The organism is Thalassotalea fusca (assembly GCF_053485835.1).
In genome coordinates, this window is record NZ_JBQRUN010000012.1 from 56,226 (window position 1) to 68,052 (window position 11,827).

Here is an 11,827-nt window from a genome sequence, read left to right on the forward strand (position 1 = left end):
GTGTTTGAGTAAGATTCAAAACGAGATGGAATTATTATGTTGGTTAAAGTGCCAATTTAATGATGACTTCCTAAGCAAATAATAACGATCTATGAAATGATCAAGCAAAACTGGCCATAGCGTTATAACTTTGCCAGTACAACCGAAATTAATTCACTAAAAACTAAACTGATAGTCACCATTTTACTTGTGAACTAATTGGCGAAGATGCTTCAAATTTTTCAAAAAAAATAATCCTATTTCTCTGGATTGGTTTACTTCAGCCTTAATTCAACTTATTCGATTGAATCAGACGCTTATAAAATTCGACTGAATGCCAAATACACCATTTTTACTCAATAATCGGGATAATTAATGTCTCTGTAGTGGTTTGTTAATTGGATCTATTGAAACCACGCTGGCATTCACAAATTCAGCAAGAAACATTCGTCCCAAATACCTTCTAGTTATCCCAAACCCTTGGTAATAGCGCGTTTGTGCTTTTAGTCTCAAGTCATCTTTCTTGAATAGGATTATATGATGAAGGCACTGACTGTACTAATATTTGGCACTTCGGTATTTGCCATTTTGGCGCCCTTAGCTTCGGCAAACGTTCCCACAGAGTTTATAAATAAACAATTTTTGGTAGCCAATTTAAATGATGTGGCTAAACCCTTGGCCATAGATGGTAATTTGAACGAGGAAATATGGCAGCATGCGAGTGTCGTTGAAGACTTTCACCAAGTAAAGCCCAGTGAATACCAGCAGCCTACGCAAGCGACCAAGGTCATGATGTTTTATGGCGAAGACAGTCTCTATATTGGTGCTCAATTATATGACGAGCCAAAGCAAATATTGGCAACACAATTCATACAAGGGCGTAACCTGAACAGTGATGATCAGTTTCATATCACCATTGACGCATTTGACAACCAGCGTACTGGGACATTTTTTCAGATTAACCCTAACGGCGTTCGTCGTGAGGCGTTAATTGAAAATGATGCCTTTCACGCCGACTGGCAGACTTTATGGGAAGGGGACGCGCAAATTAACGAGCATGGCTGGAGCTTAGAGATGCGTATTCCATATCAATCTTTGTCGTTTGACCCCTCTAGCGAAAGTTGGGGAATAAATTTTGGCCGAGTTATACGTCGTCACCGCGAAATCATCGCCTGGAGTTCTCGAGGTGCTAATAGTTGGGAAATGGCACCATCGGCCAGTGGCAAAATAAACAGCCCTAAGGTAGAGAACAGTGGTAATGGCCTCGAAGTGAAGGCATCTCTAATTGCGAAAAGTCATGTTGACCACGAAGGCGACAATACTACTATGGCGCTCGAACCTTCACTGGATATTTTTTACAAACCGTCTCCCGAGTTGACTTTAGCGGCTACAGTTAATACGGATTTTTCTGCAACGGATGTTGACGATCGCGTCATAAACCTGTCACGTTTTTCAGTATTTTTGCCGGAGAAGCGTAGTTTTTTCTTACAAGATATCGACATCTTTGAATTTGGCGGTCTAACGGGCAATGGCCGACCATTTTTTTCACGAAAAATAGGCTTAGACAGCAGCGGTAAGCCACTAGGTATAGATGCAGGGGTAAAACTAACTGGGCGAATTAATGGCATCAACTATGGCTTTCTCGACGTATTACAAGATTCGGGCGTTGATGGTCAGCAAGAGAATGTTTTTGTAGGGCGAGTCACCACAGATATTTTCGATGAATCCACTGTTGGCGTGATCACCACACAGGGTAATCCAAATTCAATGTCATCGAGTAGCTTATGGGGGGCTGACTTTAATTTCAGGGACAGCGATGCCATCAACGGCAATGTTGTTCAGGGGAACTTATGGTTTCAAAAATCATTCACTTCTGACGCAGGGGACGATCAGGAAGCTTATGGCATCACTATGGCATACCCAAATGAATCTTTGTATGCGCGACTTCGACATAATGTGATCGGTAATGATTTCAGTCCTGCGCTTGGATTTGTTAACCGTGCAGGTATTAAAGAAAGCGATCTCAGTTATGGCCATATCGTTCGTTTTCAAGACGGGCTGATACGCCGATGGACGCCTTGGATTGACGCGAACTATGTAACCGATCTTTCAGGCCGAATGCTAAATAAGGAAGCCCGGTTCTACCCAGCAACAGTGCTGCTAAATAATAACTACTTTTTTGCAGTTCGGCTCGTGGAAAGCACTCAGGTGTTGGATGATAGCTTCAATATTTTTGACGACATTGAGGTGCAACCTGGGCGGTATGATGAAACACGATACGGCGTGCGCATTATCACCCCTAGCCATGATCCACTGTCACTGGATATCAATTATGAACAGGGAGACTTTTTATCTGGTAATAGTAAAGTGCTGCAATTGAAACTTAATTGGCGACCTTCACCACGCTGGCTACTCTCAGCTGAATATCAACGAACGATTGCATCGTTGGCAGAAGGCGAATTTACCGCGCGACTCTATCGATTAAACAGCGAGCTGGCCATTACTTCTGATTGGTCTTGGCTCACTACAGCACAATTTGAAAACGGTTCAAAACGATTAGGCATTAACAGTCGATTGCGCTATCAGCCCAGCGCAGCCCAATCGTTCAATTTGGTGGTGGAGCACAATATGGTAGATACGGAAAAAGGCTTTCAATCACTTGAAACGCACTATGTTACCAAGCTTGACTACAGTTACCGCTTTTAGAAAACAATATGAAGATTACTTCTATCTTAGGCGGCGCGCAAAGGCTGTGCTAATTCCTTCAATGCATTGCGGTAACTCTTACTGACGGTAACTTGAGTACCGCATTGCAATAGCAACAAATAGTCTCCGCATGCTCTTGGCGACACTGTATCAATGCGGGAAACTGCGACAAGAGTCGAGCGATGAATGCGAACAAAATCATTTGGATTTAGCTGGAACTGCAATGCTTTCATGGTGCTACGTATGAGATAAGTGCCACTTGCCGTATGAATTTCTAGGTAGTTACCTGCAGCGGTTATATGGCTAATATCACCAACCGCCACCATTGCCTTGCCGCTACCTTTGGCAGCTAATAGATGTTTAAGGTAGCGAGGCTTGGTTGTTGTCGTTGTTGAATCGCTTAGCTTTTGTGTCCAAAGAAGTAAGCATCCTGTGATCAAAACAGCACCGTAAATCACGAGGCCAAGATACAAATCGCTGAATAGCTTCTTGCTAATGAGTACCATCCATTGTTCCATGCTCATGTGTTGTCCGAACAACGCAGCTTGAATTGTAGCTAAGACTATCGCCGCTAATGAAAATTGCAGCGCTTTGGGCAATAAAATACCAAATTGGCGAGGGTGGAATGACGCTTTCGAAAGCAATTTAATTTGCGGTAAGACTAAGGGGCTGACTACCGCCCATTTCCACCAAAAACCAAATGACCACAGTACGGACTGTTGAAAACTGTGGGTTTCATTAGACGGTAACAAGCCAAATAAAAAGCAATTGATTGACACCAACAGGATAAAGATAGCCCAGACCAAAGTGAGCGCAGTATAGGTGTGCTTCGAAAGCTCGAATACAGACTCGGACATTCTTAGGTCGTTAAATATAGGGGCAAAGTATCTCATTTTTTCAATTCTCCACGCTGCGTTGAATTTTATACAGCGTAACAAGCGTTGTCATTTGTCCAATCTCGCAGTTGTAAATTGTATGTTTTTCTACATAGCTAGGTTTGGCAAAAGTGTAACGAAATATAATTCCTGATGCTTGTAGAATGCCCCTATAAACTTAACACCATGGTTGTTACATCATAGCGTTATACGTTTTATCGACCACTTCTAGAGAAATATTGTTATTCTGATAATTGCCAACAATACGATTGAAGTTAAGTTGCTTGTGTCTAATGAAATCGATAAAGGTTCTGGTGTAATTAGGAATTACCTTGGGGATAGTGTTGTCATAAGCAATATTGAGAAAGTCTGCTTGAAAAATTATCCCGCTATCTTTGAAATGAACAAAACTTTGTCGTTTAGCGTGCATGCTTTCTAACACATAGAACTGCGCACCATCTATAGTTTGCTCGTTTTCAATTGTGCGGAATTTGAATTTGTGAATATCGCCTGAAAAGTCAGGGTAGGCCTTTATGGCTGAAATGCTGTATTCATCGGCAAGTATTTCGATACCTTGTTCAGAAAATACGGCAAGACCAGCAATATCAGCTTCTTGTGCATGTGTTACGTGAATCGCACTTATTTTCTTATTTGGAAATTTGTCATTAATTAGTTTAATTGTTTTTGTCGCTTGAGCAGGATATCCGGCGGCACCGAAAACCATGATTTCATCGCCAGTTACTTTAAATAAACTATTTCGCCATTCTGCAGAGTCATGTACTAGGTATAGGTTTGGGGCTATTTCTTTCGCAACTAATACGCCATCACCCTGTTTAACTTCTGGGCCATATCCCTTTGGTAGCTTTAGTTTATCAGCGTCGACTTCTTCGATAATATCAAATTTGTCATTAAAACTAATGTAAGCTGGCACCTTTGAACCGTTGTAAAACTTATTCACCAAGCGAGCATAGGTTATTCCTCTTGTTGTTTGATAGTCTTCATAAGTAAAGAATGCCTGACGGGTCTTATTATTAAGAGAAACTAACTGCAACGGTTGATTGCTAAATTCATAATCGATGACTTGGTCTGATGAATTCGTATGGGTGAGGATTGTTGTTCCTTTTTTATTATCATGGCGAAGGGTGACATTGTCTTTAACATTAGTTTCGTCAAGCAAGGGAGAAACCGCCATGAAGTCAAGATTCATGATATGGTAACCCATGAAGTTGTCAAAATTATCTAAACCTAGATCAAAATAACGTTTGCCTAAATAGTTGCCATTTCTTTCATAGTAATAGCTATGTGTATCATTTTGGAACTGAACTCTATCAAGTATTTGGCCGCCCGGAGTATAAAGAATGTCATTGTCGTACAAGTGCTTCTTGACTAGATCAACTTCGACCATTCTTACGGATAAGATTCTATTTGGCGCTTGATAATCCCAATAATCATGAGATCTGTATTGCTTATTTAAAAAGTGATAATTCAGTGAGAATGCCTTAATAGACCTAGTTTTTTCATAGTGTGTTTTGAGCTTATCAACAAAATCTTCAGTTTCTCCAGCCCATACATTCGCAGATAGCATAGCCAAAATAACTGCGGTACTTTTAACAAAGATCTTTAAATCACGAGCACTAATTACTAGTTTAAACATAAGTGTTACTTTCCTTCTTCCTTAAAATGAAACGCCAATTACCACAGTAAACTAACATTATTTTAAAATTGCCCACAAATTAAACGATAAAAGGCTATGATTCTGCGTTCAATTGCGCCTCAATGGCAAATTGTTTGGTAGAATAAAACGTAACAGTTGGAGAGTATTTATCACCAAAATCATAGGCCTATCGTGTGTATTGCCGTATGAGCTATTGGGTTAACGTACCAATAGGGATGTTATGCACAAAATAAGCATGGTTTGGGTATTTATGAAAATTATCAGTAGCTTGAATAAGTAAAAATATGTATCTTTCGAGTACAAAGAAGTTTTTGACTATTGCGTTCACCAGTACTTTTTATTGGGAGTTGATGAAAAAAGAAGTGACGATTCCTTAACTAGGGGGTCTCTCTTAAGCGCAATAGCGTTATGCCAAGAAAGGAATTAATAATGTTATGGAAAATGTAGATTTAGTCGATTTAACCAAAGCGACACTTCTGATTAAAAACGATAATTCTGTTCATTCGGGTGAAATCGAGCCTTGGGCTTCAAGTGATTCAAAAGGAATGACGGTTGGCTTAGCGACGATGGAAGGTAGTGCACCGCATAATGGTGAGCGTCACAATGATGGAGACGAAATAATTATTGTGGTTAGCGGGAAAATTACGATCGAGTCAGATTCTAATCCAGCTAGTTGTTTAGAGTTGCGCTCGGGTGATTCGTGCATAATCCGAAAAGGGGAATGGCATAAAGTCAACGTGATAGAAAAAGCTCAACTCGTTTATATCACACCAAGTTTTAACAACGAGCATAGATTTTAGTTTTAATTTTAGTTTTAATAGAAACGTAAATTAAAAACTCAACAAGGATTGGACGTAAACGCTTGATGCGTTTCTTCGAATCGATAAATACCAAGCATTTGTATCCCTCTTATTTGAACGATAACTCAAGGATGACTCGTGTTCTCTGAAATCAATATTCCTCAACTTCCCGAATCAACAGTTGAAGCTAAAATCTCTAATATTTACGTTACTAAAGGGCAAGCAGTAAACGTAGATGATATTTTATTTGATGTAGAAACTGATAAGGTGGTTTTAGAAGTATGTGCATCAAGCAATAGCGTTGTTGAGCAGATTCACGTATCGGTAGGCGACCATGTCAGTTCAAATCAAGTTGTAATTTCATTAAGAGAAAGGCAGTCAACAGATAGTGAGCCCAACACTCAAGAAAATATGGATCGGGTCGAGGACGCTCCAGAACACTTGCAAAAAGACGATTCGGATCGTTTGTTATTGGAAGAGGTCGTTGGAAATTCTTTATTTAATAGGCGTGGTGCGATTTCTGGCATTATAGGGCTAGTTGCTGGGGGGGCAATTGGCGTTATCGCAACTGTAGTAATTATTGGTTAAGTTGTTTTATAACAAGGATTTAGTTTAATGAAAAACAAGGCGTTTACAGCAATGCTAGCTGCACTTTTAATCGCTAATGCACAGGCTGATTCGGTTGGTCTACATATAGGTGGTCAATTTTGGCAAAGTAAAGCGAGTGGTGTTTTTGGGGAGCAAAATTCACTTGGCGAAGTAGATTCAAAGAAAGAGCAACAATACAGCTATTTTTTTGCCTTAGAACATCCGTTTCCTTTACTGCCTCATATACGTATCTCAAAAACATCGCTTGATACTTCAAACCAGACAAACTCAACGTTAGATTATAGTGATGACACAGAAACCGCTCATGTTGATGTACATGTTGACCGTGTTACAGAAGCCAATTTTAGCGTCCGTTATATTGATTACACCTTATATTACCAGCTGGTAGGCAATGACTTGTTTTCATTTGATTTAGGCTTAACAGCGAGAGACTTTGGCGGCGCAGCAACATTCATTGAGACTGACGATATTGTTACTACCTCTCGAGATTTTATTTGGGATGGAGAAGACCACGACGATCATGACTACCACAATATTGTAGAAACAACAAAAACAGTCAACGCGAATAAAGTCAAACCGAATGAAATTAAGCCTATGTTGTATGTTGCAACCAATATTAGGTTACCGTTAACGGGATTAAGTATCTTCGCTCAAGGCGATGTTTTATTAACAGGTGAAGGTTCTCATTATGACTATCAAATCGGCTTAAATTATGACGTAATTAAAAATAGAAGTGCAGACCTTAATCTGCTCTTAGGTTATCGAACGGTGAATTTGGATTTTGACGATTTGAGTAGTTTATACACCGACCTTGAATTCAAAGGTGCTTTTGTCGGAGTCGTCGCACATTTTTAGGGGGCTGTATTAATGGTAGGTTAATTTTATTGGTTAGCGTTACGGTATCTCTGTACAAAGTAATTTGAAATACTAAATGTACGCAATTACACCTTATTGAAAAAGGGATGCGTTTGATGAAAAAATTTCTGTTTGCAGTCAACAATAAGTGATAAACAGTTGATTTTGCTAAACGTATGCTATTAACTTAAAGAGCAAAATATTTTTTGAGTCGAATTATATGGTGCTAGATGACGGCTCAATGCGTGGAGAAAACATGAAAATTACAGGAAAATTCGATGTATCACTAAACCCAATGGATACGTATGCGACAAGCGTTGATAGCTCTCAATTATGCCGAATGTCAATTGACAAGCAGTTTCAAGGTGAATTATCTGCAGAGAGTAGAGGTGAAATGCTAAGTGTTTTGACCCAAGTGCAAGGCTCAGCGGGTTATGTCGCGATTGAACAAGTCGTTGGAACGCTTGTGGGTAAGCAAGGCTCCTTTGTTTTTCAACATTACGGCGTAATGTCTGATGGCACAGACCGCCTTATTCTCGAAGTTGTGCCTAATTCAGCGACAAATGAACTAAAAGGATTGTCAGGTACTATGGCAATCCGCATTGAAAACGGCCAGCATTTTTACGACTTTGAATTTACGCTGGGTTAATAATTTGGGCTAACTTGTGGAGGCCATGATTTGTTTACCTAAGTTCATCCGTGTTTTAGGCGCATAATGATAGATAGGTTGGTGATATGAAAAACCTAGAACTACGTCGCATCTTAATAGTGTGGGGAATAGTATGTTTGTTGTCACCTTTAGCTGCGTTGCTACATTTCCCTCAAATGAAAACATCTACACCTCAATCAGTTGATGTTGTTGAGCAGTTAATTACAGAAAATTTAGCGGTTGATCGCGAAGCCTCTACTCAACTGGCACATGCATTTAACGGGATAATCGCCAATCATAAAGCGATGAACAAGCATAGTGACTGGAGCTATAAGCTATTGAGCGCTGTGAGCATTTTGTCAGCTTGTATCAGCTTTTATCTAGTATTTAGACTGAGGCATTAGTCGTCTTATTCATTGCGTTACTATGAAATTTTAGTCTTACAATTATTTGTTGGATGTGTTGTTATCGTAGCATGTGTTATTTTTTCTGAGCAGTAACCGTTTATGGCAAGTACCTGTTGACATTCACTGATGTGATCCAAATTTTAATGACGAACATAGATCTTAATATTGATATACACGTAACTTAATATTACAAAATAGAGCGAGCTACTTTTCGTATCTGACTTTAATATGATCAAATAGTTGATTGCCACTGATCGCGTTATTGATATCATTGACTGATTAGGCATTTGAAAATAATTCGGATATATTTTTAAGTAAAAAACATTCATCATCCAATTAAAATTTTTGGACAATAAAGCCCAAGCTAAAGACTTTATGGGAGGTCATAAAGAATGGCTTCAAGCAGGATTTGATAGGGGTATATTTGTGTTATCCGGTAGTATTCAGCCAAATGCTGGCGGTGGGATTGTTGCGATAAATGTAGTCAAAGAAGAAATCGAAGGAATAATTGCGGAAGATCCTTTTGTCATTGAAAATGTTGTTTGGCAGAAGGTTGCAGGCACCCGAAGGTGCCATACGATGAAGGCTGGACCGCAGAGCAAGAATATCAGGGAGTTGGTTGCGGCGCTAAGCTAATGTTAAAAGCTGAAAAGTGGGCGTTAGAAAATGGTTTTAGTGAGCTTGCGAGCGACACAGCTCTAGAAAACACTATGAGTTTTGAGATACGCGGTAAGCTTGGGTTTGTTGAGACTGAAAGGGTGGTTTGTTTCATCAAAAAACTTAAATAGTCTGTACGACATAGCAATGGCTGCATTGGATATTTTATTCATATCGTCTTTTGCGAAATGATTCGCAGATTTTATCGCAAAAGACTTCATCGCCAAACGCCGCTTAACGTGGCGTTGCGAACAATCGAACATTAGTGAGGGTTCATGAAGATACTTATTCTGATAGCTTTGAGTATTCTAGCTTTCAACACACATTCTAAAGAAAATAATGCGCTATTTAATGAAATATCGCAAATGGACAAAGCATTGTTCGACGCTTTTAATTCATGCGACTTAGAGGCTATGAGCAATATATTTTCAAAAGAGTTGGAATTTTACCATGACAAAGGTGGTGTCGCTAACTACGAACAAACGATGTCAGCTTCAAAGTTAAATTGTGATAAAAAGTTGGGTTTGACAAGGACACTTATAGCAGATACTTTAAAAGTATTTCCAATTCAAAACTTTGGCGCAATTCAAGAAGCAAGCCACCAATTTTGTCATATGGAAAACGGGAAAAATGATTGTGGGGTATTTAAATTTGTACATATATGGAAAAAAGATGGTCTAGACTGGAAGCTTTTTCGCGTTGTAAGCTATGACCACTAAGGTAAAGTTTACCAAATTTAATTAAGCCTCGTTAGTCTAAAAATTATAGTGTTTTTTTAGTTAAGCCGTTACCGTTACTCTTCTAGAACAGGTGTTGAATACGGGTAGCACAGATAATAAAATAGCCCTGCAAAGGGCTATTTACTAATACCGATCATCACATTTGATAGGTGCTATTTGCCACCGTTCGCAATGATTTCGCGAGCGATTTCGTCTGCCACTACCGCAGTAGGTTTACCTTCTTCGTCCGCTTTTTGGTAAACGTTAAGTAAAGTCTCGTATATTTCTTCTACTTTCTTGGTTGCTTTTTCTGGGCAATAATCGTCTTCGAATGAAATATTGATAATGCCACCGGCGTTAATTACATAATCTGGTGCATATAAAATGTCTGCATCAAGTAACGCTTTACCATGGCGTGCTTCAGCTAGTTGGTTGTTGGCACAACCTGCAATAATTTTAGCCTTTAAGCGATCAATCGTGTTGTCGTTAATTGTTGCGCCTAATGCACATGGTGCATAAATATCAACGTCTTGATCGTAAATTTCATCTAGACCGACAATCTCTGCGCCAAACTCTGTGGCCACTTTATCAAGCGCTTGTTGATTTAAATCGGTTACTACAAGTTTAGCGCCTGCTTTATGTAGATGCTCACATAGGTAATAACCCACACTGCCAAGACCTTGAATGGAGACTCTCAAACCGTCTAAGTCATCTCGGCCAAACTTATGTTTTACCGATGCTTTAATGCCTAAAAAGGTACCAAGTGCTGTGAATGGTGCTGGATTGCCACTTTTGCCTTCTGTACCCGTCACAAATGGTGTTACAGTATTTACGATGGCAATGTCACCTGTAGTGATATTCACATCTTCAGCACTTAGATAACGGCCATTTAAGCCATTAAGTGCATTGCCGAATGCCTTAAATAATGCTTCAGATTTAATGGTTTTTGCATCACCAATGATTACTGACTTACCGCCGCCCATTTTCAGGCCTGCCATCGCGTTCTTGTACGTCATGCCTTTAGACAAACGTAGAGCGTCTACTAGTGCCTCTTCGTCTGAAGCATAATCCCATAGTCGACAACCACCAACAGCAGCGCCTAATTTTGTGCTGTGTACGGCAATAATGGCTTTTAAACCTGATTTTTCATCACTACAGAATACGACCTGTTCATGATCGTCAAAATCTACTAAATCAAAAAATGCCACGGTATTTCCTCTTAGATAAAAAGCGGGCGTTCATTGTTGGTTTGTTATATTGAACGTTTGCTGTAATAAATTGCAACGCACAATAGCATTAAGGAATCAATGGCGCTAGTCAACCAGTGATTAATAAAAAGGTGAAAGTGTTAACAAAAACATACAATTTTGCTGTCAAATTTTTGCTACTAAATAATGAAATGTAGAGCGTATGTTAATGATACTTAATGATTAAGTAGATAGTTGGTATCTTCAATATCTAAGTTGTTTAAACGGCAAGACATTCGTTGCCTTGGAATACCTGCTTCCATAAAAACAGCACCAGATGGAGTAAAGTTATGTTTTCGATAATAATCAACCGCTTCGAGACTACTTATAATAAACACTTCGTCAAGTTGTAGTTCTTTAGCAATTTTTATTAAGCCGCTGAAAATTATTCGATCGATATGTTTATCTCGAAAATTTATTACAACGGCAATACGGCTGATTTCGCCAGAAGGCATTATGCGGCCTGTGGCGACTGGCTCCTGTGTTGAGTCGTCACATACCAACATGTGATAGGCTTTGCGATCATTACGATCAAATTCAATACTTCTAGGGATGCGCCATTCGCATATAAACACTTTTTCCCTGATGTTCTTCAGTAGGGGAGCTGCCTGCTCCCAGTTGACCCGACTGACGCTGAACGACATGACTA

General features: G+C 39.5%; 13 protein-coding genes. 9 read left to right on the forward strand and 4 right to left on the reverse strand.

The annotated features are described in order from the left end of the window. Window positions 1-516: 516 nt before the first annotated feature. A complete protein-coding gene (locus ACSLUK_RS14390; protein ID WP_448549363.1) occupies window positions 517-2,685 on the forward strand; it encodes a carbohydrate binding family 9 domain-containing protein in 2,169 nt (722 codons plus the stop codon). 26 nt (window positions 2,686-2,711) lie between these two features. On the opposite strand, the gene ACSLUK_RS14395 is transcribed toward ACSLUK_RS14390, so the two are convergent. Together ACSLUK_RS14395 and ACSLUK_RS14400 are read right to left on the reverse strand one after the other, a co-directional pair. Continuing rightward, window positions 2,712-3,578, reverse strand: a complete 867-nt coding sequence (locus ACSLUK_RS14395; RefSeq protein WP_448549364.1) for a LytTR family DNA-binding domain-containing protein — start codon at window positions 3,576-3,578, stop codon at window positions 2,712-2,714. 175 nt (window positions 3,579-3,753) lie between these two features. Beyond that, window positions 3,754-5,214: an MBL fold metallo-hydrolase gene (locus ACSLUK_RS14400; protein WP_448549365.1), complete on the reverse strand. Its 1,461-nt coding sequence runs from the start codon at window positions 5,212-5,214 to the stop codon at window positions 3,754-3,756. A 455-nt stretch (window positions 5,215-5,669) separates the two neighbouring features. Here ACSLUK_RS14400 and ACSLUK_RS14405 point away from each other — a divergent pair, with 455 nt between their 5' ends. From ACSLUK_RS14405 to ACSLUK_RS14440, 8 genes are all read left to right on the forward strand, one after another. Next, entirely contained in the window at window positions 5,670-6,035 is a 366-nt protein-coding gene (locus ACSLUK_RS14405) for a cupin domain-containing protein (protein ID WP_448549366.1), read from the forward strand. Between the two features lie 138 nt (window positions 6,036-6,173). After that, on the forward strand, window positions 6,174-6,623 hold the full coding sequence (locus ACSLUK_RS14410) for a biotin/lipoyl-containing protein (protein ID WP_448549367.1): 450 nt from the start codon (window positions 6,174-6,176) through the stop codon (window positions 6,621-6,623). Window positions 6,624-6,650: 27 nt separating this feature from the next. Continuing rightward, window positions 6,651-7,499 carry a TIGR04219 family outer membrane beta-barrel protein gene (locus ACSLUK_RS14415; protein ID WP_448549368.1) on the forward strand — a complete coding sequence of 283 codons (849 nt, stop codon included), beginning with the start codon at window positions 6,651-6,653 and terminating at the stop codon, window positions 7,497-7,499. A gap of 256 nt (window positions 7,500-7,755) precedes the next feature. Beyond that, on the forward strand, window positions 7,756-8,148 hold the full coding sequence (locus tag ACSLUK_RS14420) for a DUF3224 domain-containing protein (protein WP_448549369.1): 393 nt from the start codon (window positions 7,756-7,758) through the stop codon (window positions 8,146-8,148). Window positions 8,149-8,234: 86 nt separating this feature from the next. Continuing rightward, complete coding sequence (locus ACSLUK_RS14425) at window positions 8,235-8,552, forward strand: hypothetical protein (RefSeq protein ID WP_448549370.1); 318 nt, start codon at window positions 8,235-8,237, stop codon at window positions 8,550-8,552. Window positions 8,553-8,930: 378 nt separating this feature from the next. Then, a complete protein-coding gene (locus tag ACSLUK_RS14430) occupies window positions 8,931-9,191 on the forward strand; it encodes a YciI family protein (RefSeq protein ID WP_448549420.1) in 261 nt (86 codons plus the stop codon). Continuing rightward, entirely contained in the window at window positions 9,125-9,343 is a 219-nt protein-coding gene (locus tag ACSLUK_RS14435; RefSeq protein WP_448549371.1) for a GNAT family N-acetyltransferase, read from the forward strand. Before ACSLUK_RS14430 ends, ACSLUK_RS14435 begins: the two co-directional genes overlap by 67 nt. Window positions 9,344-9,487: 144 nt before the next feature. After that, the gene (locus tag ACSLUK_RS14440; protein ID WP_448549372.1) at window positions 9,488-9,931 is read left to right on the forward strand and encodes a nuclear transport factor 2 family protein; all 444 of its coding nucleotides are present in this window, start codon (window positions 9,488-9,490) and stop codon (window positions 9,929-9,931) included. Between the two features lie 173 nt (window positions 9,932-10,104). On the opposite strand, the gene ACSLUK_RS14445 is transcribed toward ACSLUK_RS14440, so the two are convergent. Both ACSLUK_RS14445 and ACSLUK_RS14450 read right to left on the reverse strand, forming a co-directional pair. After that, window positions 10,105-11,139 (reverse strand): Leu/Phe/Val dehydrogenase, encoded by a 1,035-nt coding sequence (locus ACSLUK_RS14445; RefSeq protein WP_448549373.1) that lies wholly within the window; start codon window positions 11,137-11,139, stop codon window positions 10,105-10,107. Window positions 11,140-11,354: 215 nt separating this feature from the next. Beyond that, a complete protein-coding gene (locus ACSLUK_RS14450) occupies window positions 11,355-11,822 on the reverse strand; it encodes a GNAT family N-acetyltransferase (protein ID WP_448549374.1) in 468 nt (155 codons plus the stop codon). Window positions 11,823-11,827: the final 5 nt, after the last annotated feature.